21 protein-coding genes are annotated in these 21,335 nt (G+C 69.8%); 6 read left to right on the top strand and 15 right to left on the bottom strand.

Annotated features, from left to right (window positions below; translation table 11 throughout):
- Positions 1-74: 74 nt before the first annotated feature.
- Positions 75-449: a cupin domain-containing protein gene (locus ACFVXA_RS38220; protein WP_362033534.1), complete on the bottom strand. Its 375-nt coding sequence runs from the start codon at positions 447-449 to the stop codon at positions 75-77.
- Between the two features lie 137 nt (positions 450-586).
- On the opposite strand from ACFVXA_RS38220, the gene ACFVXA_RS38215 reads away from it, so the two are divergent.
- Positions 587-1,033, top strand: a complete 447-nt coding sequence (locus ACFVXA_RS38215) for a MarR family winged helix-turn-helix transcriptional regulator (RefSeq protein WP_362033532.1) — start codon at positions 587-589, stop codon at positions 1,031-1,033.
- Between the two features lie 172 nt (positions 1,034-1,205).
- Complete coding sequence (locus tag ACFVXA_RS38210; RefSeq protein WP_362033529.1) at positions 1,206-2,078, top strand: alpha/beta fold hydrolase; 873 nt, start codon at positions 1,206-1,208, stop codon at positions 2,076-2,078.
- An 83-nt stretch (positions 2,079-2,161) separates the two neighbouring features.
- Here ACFVXA_RS38210 and ACFVXA_RS38205 read toward each other — a convergent pair whose 3' ends face one another.
- From ACFVXA_RS38205 to ACFVXA_RS38195, 3 genes are all read right to left on the bottom strand, one after another.
- Positions 2,162-3,217, bottom strand: coding sequence for a lytic polysaccharide monooxygenase (locus ACFVXA_RS38205; protein ID WP_390028556.1), 1,056 nt, complete (start codon positions 3,215-3,217; stop codon positions 2,162-2,164).
- Between the two features lie 364 nt (positions 3,218-3,581).
- Positions 3,582-4,820, bottom strand: a complete 1,239-nt coding sequence (locus ACFVXA_RS38200; RefSeq protein WP_390028555.1) for a pentapeptide repeat-containing protein — start codon at positions 4,818-4,820, stop codon at positions 3,582-3,584.
- A 445-nt stretch (positions 4,821-5,265) separates the two neighbouring features.
- On the bottom strand, positions 5,266-5,454 hold the full coding sequence (locus ACFVXA_RS38195; RefSeq protein WP_362033523.1) for an antitoxin: 189 nt from the start codon (positions 5,452-5,454) through the stop codon (positions 5,266-5,268).
- Between the two features lie 228 nt (positions 5,455-5,682).
- Here ACFVXA_RS38195 and ACFVXA_RS38190 point away from each other — a divergent pair, with 228 nt between their 5' ends.
- Positions 5,683-6,132: a GNAT family N-acetyltransferase gene (locus ACFVXA_RS38190; protein ID WP_383909826.1), complete on the top strand. Its 450-nt coding sequence runs from the start codon at positions 5,683-5,685 to the stop codon at positions 6,130-6,132.
- Positions 6,133-6,183: 51 nt separating this feature from the next.
- Here ACFVXA_RS38190 and ACFVXA_RS38185 read toward each other — a convergent pair whose 3' ends face one another.
- A complete protein-coding gene (locus ACFVXA_RS38185) occupies positions 6,184-6,318 on the bottom strand; it encodes a hypothetical protein (RefSeq protein WP_362033518.1) in 135 nt (44 codons plus the stop codon).
- A 137-nt stretch (positions 6,319-6,455) separates the two neighbouring features.
- Here ACFVXA_RS38185 and ACFVXA_RS38180 point away from each other — a divergent pair, with 137 nt between their 5' ends.
- Entirely contained in the window at positions 6,456-7,073 is a 618-nt protein-coding gene (locus ACFVXA_RS38180; protein WP_389514363.1) for a class I SAM-dependent methyltransferase, read from the top strand.
- A gap of 47 nt (positions 7,074-7,120) precedes the next feature.
- On the opposite strand, the gene ACFVXA_RS38175 is transcribed toward ACFVXA_RS38180, so the two are convergent.
- Positions 7,121-7,621, bottom strand: a complete 501-nt coding sequence (locus tag ACFVXA_RS38175; protein ID WP_390028554.1) for a DUF402 domain-containing protein — start codon at positions 7,619-7,621, stop codon at positions 7,121-7,123.
- Positions 7,602-8,531, bottom strand: a complete 930-nt coding sequence (locus tag ACFVXA_RS38170) for a GNAT family N-acetyltransferase (protein ID WP_383909829.1) — start codon at positions 8,529-8,531, stop codon at positions 7,602-7,604. Before ACFVXA_RS38170 ends, ACFVXA_RS38175 begins: the two co-directional genes overlap by 20 nt.
- A 71-nt stretch (positions 8,532-8,602) precedes the next feature.
- Between ACFVXA_RS38170 and ACFVXA_RS38165 the strand changes: the two genes are divergently transcribed.
- Positions 8,603-8,971 (top strand): GntR family transcriptional regulator, encoded by a 369-nt coding sequence (locus ACFVXA_RS38165; RefSeq protein WP_383909832.1) that lies wholly within the window; start codon positions 8,603-8,605, stop codon positions 8,969-8,971.
- Between the two features lie 240 nt (positions 8,972-9,211).
- On the opposite strand, the gene ACFVXA_RS38160 is transcribed toward ACFVXA_RS38165, so the two are convergent.
- Together ACFVXA_RS38160 and ACFVXA_RS38155 are read right to left on the bottom strand one after the other, a co-directional pair.
- Positions 9,212-9,982, bottom strand: a complete 771-nt coding sequence (locus tag ACFVXA_RS38160; RefSeq protein WP_362033504.1) for a DUF72 domain-containing protein — start codon at positions 9,980-9,982, stop codon at positions 9,212-9,214.
- 36 nt (positions 9,983-10,018) lie between these two features.
- Entirely contained in the window at positions 10,019-11,113 is a 1,095-nt protein-coding gene (locus ACFVXA_RS38155; protein ID WP_362033502.1) for a DUF5925 domain-containing protein, read from the bottom strand.
- Positions 11,114-11,280: 167 nt separating this feature from the next.
- On the opposite strand from ACFVXA_RS38155, the gene ACFVXA_RS38150 reads away from it, so the two are divergent.
- Entirely contained in the window at positions 11,281-12,696 is a 1,416-nt protein-coding gene (locus ACFVXA_RS38150) for a xylan 1,4-beta-xylosidase (RefSeq protein ID WP_389748995.1), read from the top strand.
- Positions 12,697-12,797: 101 nt separating this feature from the next.
- Here ACFVXA_RS38150 and ACFVXA_RS38145 read toward each other — a convergent pair whose 3' ends face one another.
- The 6 genes from ACFVXA_RS38145 to ACFVXA_RS38120 all read right to left on the bottom strand — a co-directional run bounded on the left by ACFVXA_RS38145 (position 12,798) and on the right by ACFVXA_RS38120 (position 21,136).
- Positions 12,798-16,709 carry a lipopolysaccharide biosynthesis protein gene (locus ACFVXA_RS38145; RefSeq protein WP_390028553.1) on the bottom strand — a complete coding sequence of 1,304 codons (3,912 nt, stop codon included), beginning with the start codon at positions 16,707-16,709 and terminating at the stop codon, positions 12,798-12,800.
- Complete coding sequence (locus ACFVXA_RS38140; RefSeq protein WP_390028552.1) at positions 16,702-17,499, bottom strand: polysaccharide deacetylase family protein; 798 nt, start codon at positions 17,497-17,499, stop codon at positions 16,702-16,704. The genes ACFVXA_RS38145 and ACFVXA_RS38140 overlap by 8 nt, the downstream gene beginning before the upstream one ends.
- On the bottom strand, positions 17,496-18,500 hold the full coding sequence (locus tag ACFVXA_RS38135) for a glycosyltransferase family 2 protein (protein ID WP_390028551.1): 1,005 nt from the start codon (positions 18,498-18,500) through the stop codon (positions 17,496-17,498). Before ACFVXA_RS38135 ends, ACFVXA_RS38140 begins: the two co-directional genes overlap by 4 nt.
- Positions 18,497-19,315, bottom strand: a complete 819-nt coding sequence (locus ACFVXA_RS38130; protein ID WP_362033490.1) for a glycosyltransferase family 2 protein — start codon at positions 19,313-19,315, stop codon at positions 18,497-18,499. Before ACFVXA_RS38130 ends, ACFVXA_RS38135 begins: the two co-directional genes overlap by 4 nt.
- Before the next feature lie 347 nt (positions 19,316-19,662).
- A complete protein-coding gene (locus ACFVXA_RS38125; protein ID WP_390028550.1) occupies positions 19,663-20,784 on the bottom strand; it encodes a GNAT family N-acetyltransferase in 1,122 nt (373 codons plus the stop codon).
- 1 nt (position 20,785) lies between these two features.
- Positions 20,786-21,136, bottom strand: a complete 351-nt coding sequence (locus tag ACFVXA_RS38120) for a hypothetical protein (RefSeq protein ID WP_390028548.1) — start codon at positions 21,134-21,136, stop codon at positions 20,786-20,788.
- Between the last annotated feature and the right edge of the window lie 199 nt (positions 21,137-21,335).

Below are 21,335 nucleotides of genomic sequence, written 5' to 3'. Positions count from 1 at the left end.
CCCCTGAACAGGGGCGCGGGAAACCGCGCGATGAGGGCCGGGGCGGAGGGGGTGGAAAATCCCACGGCTGTGCCCTAGTTGGCCCACGGCGGAGTGAGGACCGACCCGTCGGCCAGCTCCGCCTGGAGGCCGATGGACGTGGTGACCCAGGAGACCGCGACCTCGTCCGTCGGGTTCTCGACCCCGAACGTGACGCCCGGATTGATGATCACCGTATCGCCCGCGACGATCCGCTCGCCGCGGCCGTCGAGGGTGATCAGCAGTTCGCCGGAGAGGAGATGGAAGATCTCCTCGCGGCTGACGGTGTGCACGGGGGCCTTGGTCCCCGCGGGAATCTCGCCACGCCAGGCGCACAGCTCCTTGCTGCCGCTCAGGGGAGCGGCGTACGAGATGAAACGGGCGCCGTGGATCTCGTGGACGACGGCTTCGGACGGACGGACGACGGGCAAGGGTGCCTCCGGCTGTGGCTGTGGCTGTGGATGTGGATGTGGATGTGGACGGCAAGATGGTCAAGCAGCTTGACTATGCCGATGACTCCCATAGTCAAGCAGCTTGACCAATCCGTCAACGGTGTTTCAATGCATGCGTGCAGAACTCCGAGGCCATGGCCCTGTCCGCCGCGCTGCTCGCCGTCGCCGGCGAGCTGACACAACGTATCCACGAGGGCGTGGTCGCCCGGGGCTTCGAGGGGCTGCGCCCCGCGCACGGCTTCGCGTTCACCCGGCTCGCCCCGGACGGCGCGACGGTCACCGATCTCGCCGTCCACCTCGGGGTCACCAAGCAGGCCGCCAGCCAGCTCGTCGAGGAACTCGTGCGCAAGGGGTACGTCGAGCGGCGCCCGCACCCCGACGACGCGCGCGCCCGGCTGATCGTCCTGACCGGGCTCGGCTGGGCGTGCACACGCGCGGCGGAGGAGTCGGCCGCCGACGCCGTGCGGGCGTGGGGAGAGCTGCTCGGTGAGAGTGAATTGCGGGCGTTGCGTGACCAGTTGGCGCGTATCGCCCCCTACGGGCCCATCAGGCCTACCTGGTGACGGTTCATCAGCCGCGAACAATGGCCCCTGGTTACCACTGGAAGTTTTTACTGACGCGTAACTTCACACTTGGGCTACTCGCCCGTAACTTGACGAATGAACAGCATCCTCGTGATCCGGATCACAGGGCGTACGCCGTCGCAACTCCCTTGAGCCGCAAGGAGATCACACGATGCTGCCCTGGAAGCGCCCCTGGAAGCAGGTGCTCAGACCCCTGACCGCCCTGCTCCTGACCGCCGCGGTCGCCCTTGTCCCCGCCGCCACCGCCCGGGCCGACTCCGCCCCCAGCAGTGGCTGGAACAACTACTCCTGCAAGCCGTCCGCCACCCACTCCCGCCCCGTCGTCCTCGTCCACGGCACCTTCGGGAACTCCGTCGACAACTGGCTGGGCCTCGCCCCCTACCTGGTGGACCGCGGGTACTGCGTCTACTCCCTCGACTACGGGCAACTGCCCGGCGTCCCGCTCTTCAACGGCCTCGGCTCCATCGACAAGTCGGCCGCACAGCTCCAGGTCTTCGTCGACAAGGTGCTCGCCTCGACCGGCGCGGCCAAGGCCGACCTCGTCGGTCACTCGCAGGGCGGCATGATGCCCCGCTACTACCTCAAGTTCCTCGGCGGAGCCGCCAAGGTGAACGCCCTCGTCGGTATCGCCCCCGACAACCACGGCACCACCCTCAGCGGTCTCGCCAACCTGCTGCCGTACTTCCCGGGCGCCGAGGACCTGCTGTCGGCGGCCACTCCGGGGCTCGCGGACCAGGTCGCCGGATCCGCGTTCCTGGCCAAGCTCAACGCCGGCGGCGACACCGTCGCGGGCGTCCACTACACGGTCATCGCCACGAAGTACGACGAGGTGGCGACCCCGTACAACTCCCAGTTCCTCTCCGGCTCCGACGTGCACAACGTCCTGTTGCAGAACCTGTGTGCGGTCGACCTCTCCGAGCACGTGGCGATCGGACTGCTCGACCGGATCGCGTTCCACGAGGTGGCCAACGCCCTCGACCCGGCGCACGCCACCGCCACCACCTGCGCGTCCGTGTTCCACTGAGCACGCCGCCGGGGTCTGTCCGGCCTGAGCCGCCGGACAGACCCCGGAGTCCCGCGTCTCCGGCCTGAGCCGCCGGACAGGCCCTAACGGCTGTGGCGGCCACCCGACATCGCGCGCCGCCGGACCGACGCGAACAGCGCCGCCGCCCCGAGCGCCAGGGCGGTCGCCCCGCCGATCGCGATGTACGACGTGGCGGAGTCGCCACCGGTCTCGGCGAGGTTCTGTGAGGAACCGTCCGTCTCCGGCTGGTTCCCCGCGTCCGTGCCGGCCGTGTCCGTGCCTGCCGTGTCTGTGCCGGCTGTGTCCGTGCCTGCCGCGGCGGCGCTCGCGGTGCTCGCGGCCGTCGTCGGCTCCGCCGACGTACTGGCGTCGCCGTCACCGTGACCGTCGTGCTCGACGGTCGACTTGTCGGCACCGTCCTCGATCTGCTTCTCGGTGGGCGCGGAGGCGGTCGGGGCGGGGGAGGAACTGCTCCCCGTACCACCGCTGCTCCCGGCGCCGCCGCTTCCGCCGAACGTCACGTCCGAGCAGGAGTAGAACGCCTCCGGGCTGTCCGAGCGCTGCCAGATCGCATACAGAAGCTGCTTGCCCGAGCGGTCGGGGAGCCTGCCGGAGAAGGTGTAGAAGCCGCCCGAGGCGACCGGGTCGGTGGCCGTCGCGACCGGGTGCGCCAGGTCCAGATCGTCCCAGGCGAGCGGCTGGGACGGGTCGTAACCCGCCTTGGTGAGATACACCTTGAAGGTGCCCTTGTGCGGCGCGGTCACCCGGTACTTGAAGGTGTACGAGCCACTGCTCACGCTGGTCGCGGGCCAGTCGGCGCGCGCCAGGTCGAGCCCCTTGAACTCCTCGTTGCCTGCGCTGCACAGCTTGCCGTCCGGTATCAGCGCCTGGTGCTGCGCGTTCGCGTCGCCGATCCGGATGCCGTTCCAGTCGTAGAGCGCCTGCGTGCCCCCTGCCGCGACAGCCGCCTTGCAGGCGCCCGACTTCGGGCTCTCGGGACCCTCCGCATAACACTGGGACACCCGGCTGACCGGGCCACCCATCGTGCCGTGCGCGGACGCGGGCGTGGCGGCCGGCACGGTCAGGGCGAGCGGGACGATGCCGACGGCGACGGCGGCGGCCTTGCGGCGAGCAGACATGGGGGAACTCCTCGAAAACGGTCCTTCAGGCATGCGGTGAACCCGTGGGGGCGATCAGCAAACTAGCCTCAAGAAACCGTGAAATCGCCTGCTGGAGGCGGGTGATGGAGATCCTTATGGCCGCGTTAAGGCGGGGCTAACGGGGGGCTGAGGATGGAGGCTTGGGGAGCCCCGCCTCACCTGGGAGCGAGTAGCAACACTGTCCGTGGCAGTCCGCGTTCGTCCGGGGTGAGACGCCTCGGTTGGCTCCCCGAATGGCTCCCGACCGGAGGCGTTGGAGCGGCGATGAGTGTCGCAACACGAGTCGGAGCCGTGGGCGTGACCAGCCACGACGAAGGGCGACCAGGCGGCCGTGAAGAAGCCTCTAGGCGCCCGCCGGTACCGGCAGAGGGCCCCAATCGAAAGCGGTGCCGCTAAATGTCGCTTCGCTGAAGTCGGCCCTGCCGCCGATGAGCGTCGCGTTGCCGAAGCTGACCGTGCCGCCGCTGAACGTTGCGTAGCCGAAGTCGGCCCCGCCGCGGCCGAACGTCGTGCGGTTGAAGTGGACCGTGCTGCCGCTGAACGTCGCGTAGAGGAAGTGGACCGTGCTGCCGCTGAGCGTCGCGTAGTTGAAGTAGACCATGCCGCCGCTGAGCGTCGCGTAGTTGAAGTAGACCGTGCTGCCGCTGAACGTCGCGTAGTTGAAATGGACCGTGCTGCCGCTGAACGTCGCGTTGCCGAAGTCGACCGTGCCGCTGCTGAGCGTCGCGTAGTTGAAGTGGACGGTGCCGTCGCTGAATGTCGCGCCGCTGAAGGAGACCGTGCCGTCGCTGAATGTCGCTTCGCTGAAGTCGACGGTGCCGTCGCTGAATGTCGCATCGCTGAAGTCGACGGTGCCGTCGCTGAACGTCGCGCCGCTGAAGTCGACGGTGCTGCCGCTGAATGTCGCGCCGCTGAAGGAGACCGTGCTTTGGAAGTGGCTGGTTGAGAAGTCGCCGCCGTCGAAGACCGCACCGGTGAAGTCGAAGTTCTGTCGGCACCAGGCGGTGGCTGCGTCTGGTACCTGTAGATGGTCGCGGATGACACGAATGATGGTCTGCCGGACTTCCCGCTCACCGGCCTTGTGCTCGGGGGCTGCCGGGTCCGGTTCGTAGGGCATACGGAGATAGGCGCACAGGACGTCGATGCACACCTGGCGTTGTTCTGACCAGTCGTCGGCGAGGCGGGCGAGGGCGTAAACACCGGCGAGACGGACGGCGGCCTGGCCGTGGCCGAGCTGTTCGGCAGCGGTGGTATACCGCTCGGCGAGCTGACTTGCGTCCGCGCGGTGTGCGTCGCCCTCGGCGAGGAGCTGTTTGCGGTAGGCGTAGAGACCGGCGAGAACGGCACCGACCAGGGTCAAGGCGGTGACAGTGGCCTTCAGGACGTCATTGATGTTGACCGGCTTGGGAGGCTTCTGGTCGGCAGCCGCCTGCGCGAAGTGGTCGTAGGCGTAGTGGTAGATGACCCAGCCGAGAGCGCCGGCGGCTATCAGCGCCACGGGGGCCACGATCCAGACGGGCCAGAGGTTTGGCGTGTACCGGCCCCGGGGGGCCTCGCGTTTGCGCCGGAATGAGACTGCCACGTCAGGAGCATGGAGCTCGATGGCCGCCCGGGACAGCGACTTGACGAAAGAGACCGCAGGCCCAGGCCCGTCAGAGCTACAGGCGGGCCCAACGCCGGCACGAGCGACGCGAGAGGAGCCCCCGGAAACAGTCTGATTCACGGGCCGTGGCTCCCTTTTTGGCTCCCCATGCCTAGAAGAGCCTCACCGGCCGTGTCCTGACCTGCAAGAAAAGCTTCTGCAGGTCAGAGGGGCTCTTACGGCCGCGTTAAGGCGGGGCTAACGGGGGGCTCAGGAAGGGCGGTTGGGGAGCCCGGTCCCAACCCAGTCGTCGTGGGGCGTCGGGTGGCCGATCGAGGGAAGCCTCGAACGGCAGGAGTTCGAAAGCCGCACCCGACGCCCCTGGGCGGATGAACCGTACGAAGGGCTCACCACGTCCCGCAGAGCGACGTAGGGACCCGGCGGTCTACCGCTGGTCGTCCGTCGGCGGCCGGTTGCCGATCTGCTCGTCGAGCTTCCGCTGGGCCGCATCGACCTGACTCTGGTACTTGTTGCCGGTCCTGGTGTCGAACGCGTCACCGGCTCCATCGACACCCTGGCGCGCCTGGTCCTCATGGCCCTTGAGCAGGCCCTTGAGCTTGTCGAGCATGGACATGGCTGTCCTCCTTGTGAACGGCTGACCAAGCCAGGATCGCCGTATTCATCCCCTTGTGCATCTGGGCGCCCGATGGACCATGCCGGGGACCGGGCGGGCGGGGGCGGGATCGTACGACGTGGCAGCGGGTCTTCTCCACGGAGCGGCACGACGCGGGGCTGCCTACCTGGATGAGCCGGGCTGCCCACCTGGATGAGACGGGACGCGGGAGTAGGTAGCGTGCGCGGTGTGACAGATCAGGAGATCCGGGCGGCCGTCGATGCCGATGTGCCGGTCGTGGAGGCTGTGATCGACGCGGCGTTCCGTCCCTACATCGCGCGCATCGGGTTGGTTCCGGCGCCGATGGAGGCGGATCACGCGGCGAACGTGGCCGCGGGGCGGGTGTTCGTGACGGGGGAGCCGGTGACGGGGCTCGTGGTGCTCGAAGAGCACGCGGACCATCTGTACCTCGACGCCATCGCCGTCCGCCCCGACGCCCACGGCAAGGGCGTCGGGCGACGGCTGCTGCACTTCGTGGACGCACGCGCGCGTGAGCTGAGGCTGCCCGAGGTCAGGCTTCTGACGAACGCGCTGATGTGGGAGAACCAGAAGATCTACCCGAAGTACGGGTACGAGGTGGTCGAGCGGCGCATGGACGGCCCCTACGACCGGATCCATTACCGCAAGCGGCTCGCCTGACGGTCCTGGTCCTGCTCCCGGTCCTGCCGGCGGGGTGGTGGCCGCGGCGGCTCAGCCGTCCGGCCACCACGTTCGTGCGATGTCCTTGCGGACCTCCGAGCGCTCGGCCGGACGCTCGTCGGCCTCGTCCCGCACGCGGCGGGAGTCCGCCTTCCTCAGGGGCTTCTGCATGGTCACACGGCGCATGGCTGCCTCCTTGTGCCTACCGGGTTCCGCTGTCGTACGGAGGTAGACCCTTTCGGGGAGAGTTCCTCATCGGTCGCGATCTGTCTGTGGCGGCTGTCACGAATCGACTGTCAGTGGCGGGTGTCACCCTGGGGCGCATGACGAGTAACAGTGACATGAATCCGGGCGCGAATGTCGACTGGGATGCAGAGTCCGCAACCTTCGACGAGGAGGCGGACCACGGGCTGCGCGACCCCGTCGTCAGGGACGCCTGGGCGGCGCGGCTGCGGACGTGGCTGCCGGAGCGCGCGACCGACGTCCTCGATCTGGGCTGCGGCACCGGCAGCCTGTCACTCCTCGCGTCCGAGGGAGGGCACCGGGTCACCGGAGTCGACAGCTCCCCGGACATGGTCGGCCTCGCCCGTGCGAAGCTGGCCGGCCGTGACGCGGCGTTCCTGGTCGGTGACGCGACGTCACCGCCCATCGGGGAGCAGCGCTTCGACGTGCTGCTCTGCCGCCATGTGCTGTGGACGCTGCCCGACCCCGAGCGGGTTCTGCGGCACTGGCGCGGTCTGCTCCGCCCCCAAGGGCGGTTCGTTCTCGTCGAGGGCGTCTGGGGGGTGCTGAGCCCGGTCGGCATAGCCGCCGACCGGCTGACCGCACTTCTCGACCCCCTCGTGACCCACATCCGCGTGGAGCCGCTCTCGGGCGACGCGCGGCTGTGGGGCCGAGAGGTCGAGGACGAGCGGTATGCCGTGGTGGCCACCGTCGAATGACAGGACGGGCGACAGGGCGGGCGACAGAACGAGTGACAGGACGGGCACTAGGCCAACAGTGCCTCGAAGTCGCCCTCGCGGGCCAGGCGTTCGAGTTCGTCCAGGGCGTTCTCGGCGGCGGCCGCCGCCTGCGGATCGGTGGTCGCCAGGCCGCTCGCCGCGAACTCGTCCTCGTCCAGGCGCAGTACGGTCCGGCCGTCGGCCGAGCGCCACAGGTCCAGGTCGAGATCCTCGACGACCAGCTCACCGCCGGAGACGGTGGCCGGGCGGGTGACGTCGCAGTACCAGCCCTTCAGCACGCCCCCGCTGTCCCGGACCTCCTTCACCGCGTACCAGCGGTCCCGCCAGTAGTACTCGGTGAAGACATCGCCCTGCTCGAAGCGTACGAAGCCGAAGTCACGGGTGTCGTCGCCCGCCCACGGTGCGCGCACGACGACGCGCGTGCCGTCGTCGGCGAGCAGCTCGGCGGGGTAACGGATCTTCGTACGGCCGTACTTGACGAGGACGACCTGCAACGACCCCGAGGTGTCAGCCGAGATCGCGGACATACTTCACCTCCGTCGCGCAGATCTCGTAACCGAACCACTTGTTGATCGCCAGCATCGGCCCGTTGCCGGAGTCGTTGCCCGTGAAGGCCTCCGTGAAGCCGGCCGCGCGGGCGCGGTGCAGCGACGCGTTCTTGGCGAGCTTGGCGAGGCCGCGGCCCCGGAAGGCGCGGGCGGTGCCCGTCATCACCGTGCCGTAGCGGGTGCCGCCGTCGGTGCGGGCCGCGCTGAACGCGGCGGGGCGGCCGTCGACCACGGCGACCGAGGTCAGCTCATGGCTCAGCAGGGGGTGGCGCCAGGTCTCCGTCAGCCAGGCCTCGTAGTCCGTGAACTCCCGGTCGACCTCGCTCGGTTCGTCCAGCAGCGTCTCCGCGTCCAGGTGGAACAGCGGGCGCGGATCGTCGGCGAAGTCCGCGGCGGTGCGCAGCTCCACGCCGGGCGGCGGTGACAGGAGCGGCGGCAGGGTGCCGTTCGCCAGGTCGAGGCGGAGGAAGTGCGCGGAGCGGGCGGCGCGGTAGCCGCGCTTCTCCGCGAAGGCGCGGTTCGCGGGCTCGTCCAGGACCCAGGCGTGCAGCCTGGTCGCGCCCAGGGCGGCGAGCCGTTCCTCGGCGGCGCGCACCAGCAGCGCACCCGCGCCGCGCCCCGTCCGCTCCGGGTGCACATAGACGTTGACGTACGCCTGGCCGGGCTCCGGGCTGTCGTAGATGACGCCCACCTGCGCCGTGCCGATGAACTCGCCGTCCTCCTCGGCCAGCAGCGGCTGGTAGTGCGAGTCGCGGTGGGCGTGCTCCTGGTCGTAGGTGATGGACTCGGGGGTGAAGAGCATGAACGGCAGGGCCAGGTGCCGGATGCGGGCGAAGGCGCCGGCGTCCGCAGGGTCTTGGCGGCGCAGCTCGCGAACGATCACTGTCATGGAGTCGCACGCTACGCGTGGGTCGTGTGCGGATGCCTCTCATTTTCCGGTGGGTACGGGACAATCGCAGCGTGACCCTGAAGATCCACATCGATGAGGGGGCCGCACCGTACGAACAGGTGCGCGCCCAGATTTCCGAGCAGGCCCGGTCCGGCGCGCTGCCGGTCGGCTACAAGCTGCCGACGGTGCGCGGCCTCGCCGAGTCGCTCGGCCTCGCCGCCAACACCGTGGCCAAGGCGTACCGGGCCCTGGAGTCGGACGGGGTGATCGAGACACGGGGGCGCAACGGAACGTTCGTGGCCGCCGCGGGGGATGCCGCCTCGCGCGAGGCGGCCGCTGCCGCCCAGGCGTACGCCGAGCGGGTACGCCGCCTCGGCCTCACCGAGTCGGCCGCGCTCGACGCCGTACGGGATGCCCTGCGGGCGGCTTACGGGGGGTAAACGGTATGCCCTGCGGGCGGCTTGCCGGGGGGAAAAAACCGGATGCCCTGCGGGCGGCTTACGGGGTAAGGGGTTCCCGTGTGCCGGGGAGGGCCGTGGTGGTTCGGCGCCGCCGGAGTGCGCCATCGTGGCGGAGCGCCGTTACGGCGGGATTCTCTTGTCCCGGCGGTAGCCGCGGGATTCTCTTGTCCCGGCGGTAGCCGCCGGATTCCCCTTCCCGCCGGTAGCCGCGGGACTCTCCTATCCCGCCGGCAGCCGCTCGGGAGTACGGGTGACGGTCAGGCCCGCTGTCGTCGCCGCTCTCGCGAAGACCTCCGCGTCCCGGACCGCCGCCGCATGCGGATCGTTGTTGAAGTACGCGTAGACCAGCGCCTCGTCGGACCAGGTGTCCATGATGCGCCCTACCCAGGTGGTCAGGGCCTGTCGGCCGTAGCGCGGCCACGGCCGGGCGCGGCCCTCGTGGAAGCGGAGGTAGCCCCAGTCGGCGGTCCGCCACAGAGGGGTCACCGGGCGGGACAGCACGTCGGCCCAGCAGAGCGCGGCGCCGTGTGACTCCAGAACCTTGCGCACCTCGGGTGTCCACCAGGAGTCGTGGCGTGGTTCGACCGCGATCCGTGTACCGGACGGGAAGCGGGCGAGGCAGTCGTCGAGGAGCTCCGGATCGGCGTGCAGGGTGGGCGGGAGCTGGAGCAGCACCGGGCCGAGCCGGTCGCCCAGGCCGGCGGCGTGACTCATCAGGCGGTGCACCGGCTCCGCCGGGTCGCGCAGCCGCTTGATGTGGGTCAGATAGCGGCTCGCCTTGACGGCCACGACGAAGTCCGGCGGCGTACGCTCCCGCCAGCTCTCGAAGGTCTCCCGCGACGGCAGCCGGTAGAAGGCGTTGTTGATCTCGACGGTCGCGAACCGCGCCGCGTACTCCTCCAGCCAGAGCCGCAGCGGCAGCCCGTCCGGGTACAGGACACCGCGCCAGTCCTTGTACTGCCACCCGGACGTGCCGACGTACAGGGTCATACCTCCATCAAAACACTGCCGGGGTGCATCCGTCCGCTACAGATACAGCCCCGCGTCCGCACCCTCGCGCTGGTCCGGTACCGACGTGGGAGTCGTCCCCCGGCGCAGCGCGTACAGCTCCGCCAAGGTCGCGCCGTCGCGGGAGACGCCTTCCTCCGTGCCGAGCCAGCTGACCGCCTCGGGGCGGGTCAGCGGGCCGACCTCGATGCGGGCGAGGCAGCGGCCGGGGCGGACGACGGCGGGGTGCAGGCGCTCCAGGTCCTCGTTGGTGGTGACGCCCACCAGCACATTGCGGCCCTGGCCGAGCAGCCCGTCCGTGAGATTGAGCAGGCGGGAGAGGGCCTGGCCCGCCGTGTGCTTGGCCTCGCCGCGGATCAGCTCGTCGCAGTCCTCGAGGAGGAGCAGCCGCCAGCGGCCCTTGCCCGTGCCGTCCTCCTCGCCGATCGCGATGTCCATCAGATAGCCGACGTCCGAGAAGAGCCGCTCCGGATCCAGTACGCAGTCGACCTGGCACCAGTCGCGCCAGGAGCGGGCGAGCGTCCGCAGCGCCGAGGTCTTGCCGGTGCCGGGCGGCCCGTGCAACAGCAGCAGGCGGCCCGCGATGTCCTCCGGCGTCGTCTTCATCAGGCGGTCCATCGCGTCCGCCACCGGCGCCGTGTAGTTGGCGCGGACCTCCTCCCACGTACCCGCCGAGATCTGGCGGGTCGTGCGGTGCGGGCCCCGGCGGGGCGACACGTACCAGAACCCCATCGTCACGTTCTCCGGCTGCGGCTCGGGTTCGTCCGCCGCGCCGTCCGTGGCCTGGCTCAGCACCTTCTCGGCCAGCTCCTCGCTGGTCGCGGTCACCGTGACGTCGGCGCCGCGGTTCCAGCGGGACACCAGGAGGGTCCAGCCGTCGCCCTCGGCGAGCGTGGCGCTGCGGTCGTCGTCGCGCGCGGAGCGCAGCACACGAGCACCAGGCGGGAGCAGGGTCGCCCCGGACCGTACGCGGTCGATGTTCGCCGCGTGCGAGTGCGGCTGCTCGCCCGTCGCGAAGCGGCCGAGGAACAGCGCGTCGACGACGTCCGACGGCGAGTCGCTGTCGTCGACGTTGAGCCGGATCGGCAGAGCGTCGTGTGGGTTCGCAGACATGCCGCCATGATCCGTCACACGGGCGCCCTGTGCACCCGCTTTCCGCAGTGCGTCCTGTGTGTCGCCCGTCGTCCGCCACTTCCGGTGTGTCACCTCCGTCCTGTTACGGGGCTGTGGTGATACGCGACCTGTCCGGCGGCCGACAGCCGCCGTTACTGTTGTCCATGATGGGACGTCATGAGTGGGATTCGGGGGCACGGCGGTGGCGGCTCACCGCGCTGCTCGGTGTGGCGGTGGCCGCTCTGGCCCTGGTGGTGACCCTGCTCAACACCCTGCCGGGAGACGGCGGGAGCACCGCGGGCACCACCCGTGACGGGGACAAGGTGCACGGCACACCGGTCACCCCGCCCGAAACGCCGCAGCCGGCGGTGGGCTGGGGCTTCACCCACACCCAGTTCAGCGCCGACGAGGGCAGCGGCGCGGCCACCCAACGCGTCGAGGGGCTGCTGGAGAAGCAGTCGTTGCCGCAGATCCAGCACATCATGGGCTGGGGCGCGGGCAACCCCGAGCCGTCCAAGGGCCGCTACGACTTCTCCGAGATGGACAGCCGTATCGACTTCATGCGCAAGACGGGCGGCACCCCGGTCGTCACCCTGTGCTGCTCCCCGGACTGGATGAAGGGCGGCACGTCCGGCCGCACGGACTGGAGCCAGGCCGCCCTGGAGACCGCCCCGGACCGCGCCCACTACAAGGACTTCGCCGCGCTCGCCGCGACCGTCGCCAAGCGCTATCCGGACGTACGGCACTTCATCGTCTGGAACGAGTTCAAGGGATTCTGGAACGACAGCGAGGGCCGCTGGGACTACGAGGGCTACACCGAGCTCTACAACCTGGTCTACAAGGCGCTCAAGCAGGTGGACAAGGACATCATGGTGGGCGGCCCCTACCTGGTCATGGACAGCGTGGACCCGCGCCAGAAGGAGGACGCGTCCACCACCGTGCGGGGCACCTGGGGCGCCATGGACCAGCGCGTCCTCGACGCCTTCGACTACTGGAACAAGAACAAGGCGGGCGCCGACTTCGTCGTCGTGGACGGATCCAGCTACACCAAGGACGACGACCTGCTGCCCGACGAGTTCGCGGCCACCGACAAGCTCACGGCCGTCGGTTCCTGGGTGCGCGAGCGGACCCACGACCTGCCCCTGTGGTGGGCCGAGTACTACGTCGAACCGGCCGACGGCAACGACGAACGCAAGGGCTGGTCGGAGACCCACCGTGTCGCCGTCCAGGCCGCCGGAATGATCGCGATGGCCAAGGGCGGCGCCTCCTCCGGCTTCTACTGGAACCCGGAGAAGGAGAAGGGCACCGACTGCGCGGGCTGTCTGTGGACACCGACCGACAGCGCGGGCGGGGGGAAGCGACTCCCCATGTACGACCTGATCTCCCACTTCGGCAAGCAGTTCCCGCCCGGCACCACGTACCGGACGGTGTCGGTCGCGGCCGACGACGTGCCCAACGTCCGCGTCCTCGCCACCGACAAGGCCGTCCTCGTGGTGAACACCCTGGACCGCTCCATCAGCGCCCAGGTGGACGGCAAGCGGTTCGACATGGGGGCGTACGAGGTGAAGTGGCTTTCCAGGTAAGGCTGGTGGACCCAATAGGCCTGGTGGACCCGGTGAGCCTGGTGAGCCCGGGAGGCCCGGTAAGCCACTTCAGCACCCTCGTACGTCTTCTCACTTCGTTCCTACTTCATGGTCAGGAACCGCTGCACCATCGAGGCCAGCAACATCGCCAGTAGCGGCAGCGAGAACCAGAAGCTGCTCTGCAGCCGGCGCAGTTGCCGCACGCTCGGCCGCACCGCGACCCGTACGACCTCCCGTGCCGTCAGCATCACGATGAGCGCGATCGCGGCCAGACCGCCGACCACCGACCACGGCGTCCAGGTCACCTGAGGTCCGATCGCACCGGGGTCGGCCTTCCGGATCTTGCCCGCGGGCTGCTCGCGCAGCGCGTACATCGTCACGTCGTCGTTGACGAGGACCTTCTTCAGCTCCTGCCGTTCGTCGAGGTTGGTGATCAGCCTCGACTCCCAGGCCGCCGAATAGCCCACGTCCATCTGGAGATAGACGACCTGACTGCGGTTGATCATCAGATACGAGTTCGGGCCCGCGTCCTTGAGCGCCTTGACGAGCCCGGACACCAGGACCGGGTCGACGGGCGCGAGCGTGGGCACGTAGTTCACCTTCTCCATGTCGCGCGCGCCCCAGGGCATGGCGGGGGTGACGTTGTCGAGGGTGTCGTTGCTCAGCCACAGCAGCCGAACGGTCGGATCGTCGTGCTCGTACACGTAGTTCATGGCCGCGACCTCGCCCGGTCTGATCCGCTCGAACGGCTCGTTGCCCCAACGGGCCACCAGGAAGCCGCCCATGAGAAGCAGGCCCGCCAGGAGGGCCGCGAGCGGGGCGAGGCTCACCCGGTCCTTCTCGCGCTCCTTCGCGGTGACGCCGGTGCGCGGGAAGAGGGCGAGTCCGGCGAGCAGGGCGGCACCGGGGGCCGCGAACATGAAGACCCGCAGGGCCATTTCGCCGCCGTACGACTGCATCCCGAAGCCCAGGAACGGCACGAAGGTGAGGACGAGCAGCGAGCGTTCGCGGTACTTGTGGTCGCGCCGCCGCCACCAGCCCCAGCAGGCGAAGGCCATCACACCGCCGGCGAGCAGCACGCGCGTGTAGAGCACGAGCTTGTGCGTCGAACTGCCGCCCTGGATACGGCCGGAGACGGACGACGACACATTGCCGCCGACCCCGCCGACTCCGCCGAACAGGTCGTTGAAGTGCCCGGACCAGTACGGCTCGGCCATGAAGGCGATCCAGACCGAGACGAGGACGGCGAACAGGATGGGCAGGCCGCGCAGTTCGGAGCGACCCGTCAGGACGAGGACCGCGAGGACGCCCAGCATGACGAACGGGGTGAGCTGGTGTGCCGGGACCGTCGCCGCGAACAGACCGATCAGGATCATGAGAAGGACGGCCCGCTGCCGGCGGTTCGTCGGCTCGACCTCCGCCTCGCCCGGGCGCGCCTTCGTCCACAGCACGCGCGGTGCCCGGAACCACACGAGCAGGATCGCCACGAAGACCAGATAGAGCAGATAGGTGAAGCCCTGCGGCGAGAAGTAGTCCTGGCCGACCCAGCCGCTGAGCACGAAGATCCAGATGCCGGTCCACTTGGCGCGCCAGCTCGCCCGCATCGAGCGCACGAGCAGGAACATCGGTGCCAGGTAGAGGAGTTGGATGGCCAGCGGCCACCAGCGGATGATCTCGGTGAGATCGGTGACCCCGCAGGCCTTCGTGATGAACGCGGCCGCGGCGAAGAAGCCGGGCCAGCTCCAGCGGGCGTCCAGGTCGGGGACGGCCGAGCCCGTCCGGTCGATGTAGTCGAGGAACCCGAGGTGCTGCCAGGCCGTCGCGAACCGTGGCTCGGTCTCGATCACCGCGGGCAGCGCGTGCAGCGAGACCACGGTGGCGAGCAGCGTGACGAGCAGGAGTCCCTTGTGCTCGCGGTTCATCCAGAGCAGCGAGGCGAAGACCGTGACCAGCAGGGCGGCGCCCACCAAGGTGGGCAGCGGCAGGACCGAGATCAGGCCGAGGCCGCTCATGCGGGCGAGGGAGCCGTCGTCGAGGCCCAGTGCGGGCACCCAGTAGAGGAGGAGGGCGGAGAACAGCAGGCAGCCGAGGATCACCCCTGGTCTTGACGGGTGAGTCAGGCGTTCGCGCAGGGAGGGGGGTGTCTCGTCGTCTGTCGGCTGCGGGTCCGCCGTGGCTGGGCGCGCCCCCGCGGCGGAGCCGCTCGGTGTCCCGTCCCCCGCCCCCACCGCGGAGCCGCTCGGTGTCCCGCCCCGCGTCCCCGTGGCGGAGTCGCTCGATGCCACGTCCCGCGCCCCCGCAGAGGCGCCTTCCTGGTCGCCGGCCTCGAAGGGAGCGTCCACCTCCGGTGCCTCGGACGGTCCCAGGCTGGCCTCCGAACCCGGCTCGCGCGCCTCGACCGGCAGTCCCACCTGCGGTCGCAGCGCCCAGGTCGGACGGTGGTCCGGGCGTACCTTGGGCGTGCCCGTGGGCGGGGTACCCGGACCCGGTCGTACGTCCGGTCGGCGTTCCTGGTGGTCGAAGTCGACGTGGATGCCGAGCGCGAGCGTGTCGGCGTCCAGCTTCTTCGCCCAGGAGGGGCCGCTCCTGGCCGCGGCGACCTCGCGCGCCCCCAGGTCGGCGAGGTCACCGTCCGGTGCCGCGTCCTCGGGGACCTCCGCGGGCGGCGCGGTGCGCAGGATCCTGTAGAGCTTGGGCGCGGCGATCGTCACGATCACCGCGAGGCTGGAGATCTCGGCGACGCCCGCGCCGGTCAGGCCCATGCGCGGGAGCAGGATCACCGTCAGGCCGAGCACCAGAACGCACAACAGCCCTTGCAGATAGGCGAGTCCGGAGGTGCGGCTCTGGGCGCGCAGCACCGCGAAGTACGTCTCCATGACGACCCGCAGCAGCGCGCCGACGGCGAACCAGCGCAGCAGCGGGGTCGCCGCGTGCGCGTATCCGTCGCCGAAGACGTGCAGGATGAACGGCGCGCCGAGGAACAGCAGCCCGCACACCGGCAGCATGATCCGCGCCATCCGCCGGAGCGCGGCCCGGGTGTTGGCGGCCAGCCGCGCCGGGTCGTGCGAGCTCTCGACGGTCAGCGAGGCGCCCATGTTGATGGCGAGCAGGTTGACCGTGCCGCCGATCGTGGTGGTGATGTAGAAGTAGGCGTTGTCGGCGGAGCTGACCTGGGAGGCGACGATCACCGGGACCAGGTAGACCACGGCGAGCGAGAAGAGGGAGCCGGTGTAGTCGCCGGCCAGGAAGCGGCCGATCTCCCTGAACGAGGGCGCTTTCGCGCGTTCCTCGGTCGCCTTGATGTGCCGGGGGACCAGCCGCCGGAACACCAGCAGCCCGAGCGGCACCACCGACAGGGCGATCGCGGCGACCCAGGAGACGAAGACGCCCGACGTGGGGATCGCGGCGGCGAGCCCGACGAGCAGCACCAGCTTCACCGCGGAGAACACGGTGTTGCCCACCGGCACCCACAGCGCGTTGCGCAGCCCGGTCAGGACACCGTCCTGGAGCGTCAGCAACGACCAGGCGACGACCGCGAGGATGAAGCCGAGGCCGTTGACCGGCCCGTGCAGGAAGCGGTACGACGGTCCCCACGCGTTCAGGGTGAGCAGGAAGACGACGGCGGCCAGCGCCACGACCACCGAACTGCCCGCGTACGTACGGAAGATGAGGCGTCCGGTGGCGCGGCCGGCGACCGGGATGAAGCGCGCCAGGGCGCCCGTCAGCGTCACCGCGGTGAGGCCCGCGAGGAGCTTCATCGCGGCGATCGCGGCGGAGCCCTGGCCGACCGCCGACTCGGAGTAGTAGCGGGCGGCGATCAGCCAGTAGCCGAGCCCGAGCACCGCGGAGATCCCGGTGTTGAGCATCAGCGCGTAGGCGTTGCGGAACAGCTGGTTGCCCCCTCCGGCACCCTTGCCGCTCCTGCCCGGCAGGCGCAGGCGGCGCCTCGGCTGCTGTTCGGGTGCCTCGGTCGTGGGCGTGGAAGACTGGGCGGTGGTCGTCGTGTCAGACACGGGAACGGATGGCCTTCCGGCGGACCTGTCGTGCTCTTCGGACCATGGCGTACCCCTTGGTGAGGGCGCGGTCCCGGGCGAAGGTGCGGGCGATCGCGCGGCCCTCGACCAGCCGCTCGAAATCCTCGATACCGGTGCTGCGGCGCACGGTGACGCGTTGCAGGGCGTACGGTCCCTGGCGGCGCCGCGCCAGGCCGTTGCCGACGGCGAGCGACTGGGCGAACCCCGCCTCGCGCACCGTACGGCGCACCCGGCGGCTGGAGTAGCCGTACGGGTACGCGAACGAGGCGGGGCGGGCGCCCAGTTCGCCGGCGATGATCTCCTTGCAGCGCAGCAGCTCGAACCAGAGCGCGTCGTCGGGGAGCTGGTCCAGCTGCGGGTGGGTGTGGCTGTGCCCGCCGATCTCCACCTGCTCCTCGGCGAGCTTGCGCACCTGGTCCCAGTCCAGCATCGCGTCGAGGCCGCCCCCGGTGTCGTACGCGCCCTTGATCCATCCCGTCGAGACGAACAGCGTGGAGGCGAAGCCGTGCTTGGCGAGCACGGGGAGCCCGTGCCGGTGCACGCCCTCGTAGCCGTCGTCGAAGGTGATGAGGACGGGACGCACCGGCAGCGGGCCGCCCGAGCGCCAACTCGCCGCCAGCTGAGCCGTGTCGACCGGGGTGAACCCGCGGTCGTCGAGCAGCGCCATCTGCTCGGCGAAGGCCTCGGGCGCGACGGACAGCGCCCGCGTCGCGTCGTTGGGCGAGCGCGCGATCGAGTGGTACATCAAGATCGGCACGGGTTCGCTCATGCTGCCGCCCCCTCGTCGTCAGGGACCCCCTCGATCTCCACGACGGAGAACGTGGCGCCGCCCCTGCGTGCCCGGACGCTCCCGAGAACGTACCCGCCCGCCGCCGTGAGAACCCCGGTGACGATGGCGCCCGCGCGGCCCGCGCCGCCGGGTCGGGCGAGCAGCGCGTCGCGCAGTCCGCGGGCGACCCCGGCGGGCAGGACACGGGTCGCGTAGCGGCGCTCGGACTCAAGTCCCTTGCCGGATCCCACACTTCGGGCGACGAGCGCCTTGGACAGGCCCTCGGCGTACGCGCGGGTGCGGAAGTAGCCGAAGTGCTCGCGCGCCTCGGGCACCCGGTGATGGATGACCGCACGGTCGTCGATCAGCAGGATCGCGTCCGGTTCGGCGCGGGTGAGGCGGATGCACAGCTCCGTCTCCTCGCAGCCCAGCGGCCGCTTGTCACCGTCGCGGCCGATGCCGGTCGCGAAGCCGCCCGCCACGTCGAACGCCGTCCGACGGAAGGAGGCGTTTCCGCCGAGGACGTTGCGGACCCGCACCCGGCCCGGCGGCAGCCCCTTGTACGTGCAGCCCACCACCCAGTCGAACTCCTCGGGGAACCAGGCCGGGCGCCGGCCCGACGCCCAGATCGGCATCGTACGGCCGCCGACGGCCATGACCCGCGGGTCCGCGTACCCCGCGGCGAAGTGCCGCAGCCAGTCCCGCTCGGCCACGGCGTCGTCGTCGAGGAACGCGATGATCTCGCCGCGTGAGGCGGCGATCCCGGTGTTGCGGCCCGCGGACAGACCGCGGGGGCCCGCGTTGGCGAGCACCCGCACCGCGTCGGTCTCCTTGTACTCCCTGGTCAGCCGCTCCAGGAGCGTGGCGTTGTGGTCCACGACCAGGAGCGTCTCCAGGGCGGGCAGCGACTGCGCCCGCACCGAGGAGACCGCCGCGAGGATGTCCTCCCAGCGGTCCTCGGTGTAGACGCAGACCACCACGGAGATGTCTGAACTGCTCAAGACACCTCTCCCCGGCCCGAGTTGAGCTGAGCGGCGTGCGGCCTGCGGCGCAGCGCACGACGGTTGTTGCGCTCCTTGAGGATCACCTTGAGCACCCGGAACCCGTCCCGTACGGCGCGCAGATTGCTCGTGCCGTGGATGCGGAGGTACTCGTGGCTGGGTATCTCCTGCACCTTCAGGCCCGCCTTGACGACCCGGATGTTCATCAGGGTCTCGACCTCGAAGCCGGTGCAGTCGAGGTCGATCTTGTCGAGGCAGTGCCGCCAGAACGCGTTGTATCCGTAGCAGAGGTCGGTGTAGCGGGCGCCGAACTTGGCGTTGACGACCGCGCACAGCACTCTGTTGCCGAGCTTGCGGATCGGCGTCATGTCGGAGGTGCCGCCGCCGTTGGCGAAGCGGGAGCCCTTGGCGAAGTCCGCCCCGGAAACCAGTGCGGAGACATACGAAACGATCTCGTTGCCGTCGGCCGAGCCGTCCGCGTCGACCATCACGATGATGTCGCCGGTGCACGCCTCGAACCCGGTGATCAGGGCATCCCCCTTGCCCTTTCCGCGCTGCTCGACGACCTTGACGTCCGGCCACAGCTCACGGGCCACTTCGACGGTGTCGTCGGTGGAATTGCCGTCCACAAGAACCACTTCGTGTATCCAGTCGGGAAGGGTCTTGAAGACGTACGGGAGATTCTCGGCCTCATTCATGGCGGGAATCACGACACTCACCGGCGGTGCTATGGCCAGGTGAGTGGAGATCGGCCGGTACTTGCCGGCCATTAACGGATCTTGGCCCGAAAAGGCTGGGCGCAGGACTGAGCTCATGAGTCTGGTCCCTCTCGTCCGGTGGACCGCCCGCCCCTGGGCGGTCCGGATCATTGCCCGGTTCGAAAGGGGGGTTCTCACTTACGGCATGACGAAATAGATCTCCGTACCTGCCGGGTGAGCTGGCAAAGCTGGCCGGCTTTCGGAAAAGCGGAAGCCGGTCGCGCGGCACGACTCGGCACCCATGTGGTCGCCGAGCACGGCACCCCCCTACCGCGCCCCGCTCCGGCCCGTCGTCGCGATCTTGAGCCCTCCCCTAGATCGCATGTGCATTGATGGACCGATGCGGGTGAGATGTACGACGGTATTGACGATTACGCCTGTATGGCAAGGCCTGGAACGAGACCTCACGTTTTTGTTGGTTTGGCTGTTACCTCACGACTCGAACGGACTTTCCCCATCCGCTTGAGGATTCTGTCGGCCGGCTCCAAGAGCTCCGGCCGGGACAGCACCGCATTGCGCAGTGCCCGGACCGGGGCGCGGCGCGCCCGGTGCCCGAATGCGATCGGATGACGTCGGGTCACCCACCCCTCGGACACGGAGATTTCGCGCGTCTTCAGGGAGTCCTTGTAATCCTTCTGACCCCGCCCTAGATCCACATGGACAATTCCGTCGGCGGCGGCCGCCTCGGCCATGTGCAAATGCAGGATCAGCCCCGGCGAGTATTTCGCGAACTCCGGGTCGTACGCCGGGAACCAGCACGCCAGGATCCGTTCGGTGCGCAGCCCGAAGTGCGCGGCGACCGGCTTGTCGTCCGCGTACAGCACCGACAGGATCCCCGCGAACGGCTCCGAGCGGGTGTGGTAGAGCTGCTGGACCAGGTGGTTGATCCAGGGCTGTGCGAAGCGGTCGCTGCGCCCCGTCCTGCGGTACTGCGCGGACTTCCACGCGCGCAGCGTGTTCAGCGCGGCCGGATCGCGCTCGTCGTGCACATAGCGCAGTTCGCCGGCGTCCCGGCCGAGTCTGCGTTCCTTGGCGAGCGTGGTCCGGGTGAACTTCGGCGCCCGGGCGCGCAGCCCGCGCAGATACGTCGCGTAGCCCTGGTCGAGGTCCATGACCGGGGACGGGAAGGTGCCGGAGACGCCCGCCTCGAACGGCGCCTGGCCTTCCACCAGGTGGTCGAACTCCCACACGCTGAGCCCGCAGGCCCGCAGCAGGTCCTGGGCGTCCCAGCCGAAGCCCGGACGGTGTACGAGGCCCTGGCAGTCGGAGATGCCGAGGCCGACGGCCCGGCCGACGCCGACGGTGGTTCTCCGGAACGGGAAGTACGCCGCGGGCTCGCCGCCCTCGCGGACCACCGCGATCCGTACGCCGCGTCTGCACCGGCCGACCGCGAGCGTGAACTCGGGGGACAGGAACGGATTCGCCAGCTCGGGTGAGCCGTGCAGGTGGGCCTTGGACTGGAAAGCGGTCCAGGCCGCCCGGTCGGCCGCGCTCAGCTCGCCGGGGCGGTACACACCGATGTCCACGTCAGGAGGCCTGACGTCGCGCCGTACGGCCGCGCCACCGCCGTACCACCACCAGCAGCAGAAGGAGGGCGCTGATCGCGGTCACGACCACGATCCCGCCGCGGACCGACCACCGGTGCACGGCCAGCATGCCCTGGGCCACCAGCATGTTCACGGCGATGGCGCCCGCGACCGACGCGAGGACGCGTCCGAAGGGTTCCAGCCCGCGCAGCGCGGCCGCGAGGGCGGCCGAGGGTGCCGCGAGCAGGAAGAACAACGTGAGGGGGCCGCGCAGGGGTGAGCCCACGTCGGCCAGCGCGAGGATCGCGCCGACGGCACCGATCGCCGTCGCGGCGCCCGCGAGCAGCGGCAACAGGTCCCTCCCCGGACCCTGTTCCGACCGCTCCGCGCTGTCTGTTGAAGATGTCTTGACGCGTATGGTCTGCATTGGCGACTTTGCCCCCCGAAGCGCCGGATGCCGGACTTCAATGTCGCGCAGCGGGCGGGGGGCCGTCAAGATGCCGAAGGCGCTCTTGAGGGTTCTTGGGTTCCTTTAAACCTGTGTTCCCCGG

Source organism: Streptomyces sp. NPDC058246, from assembly GCF_042881985.1.
Lineage (GTDB): Bacteria > Actinomycetota > Actinomycetes > Streptomycetales > Streptomycetaceae > Streptomyces.
The sequence above is the reverse complement of the archived record's forward strand: the minus strand, read 5'-3'. Positions and strand labels throughout refer to the sequence as shown.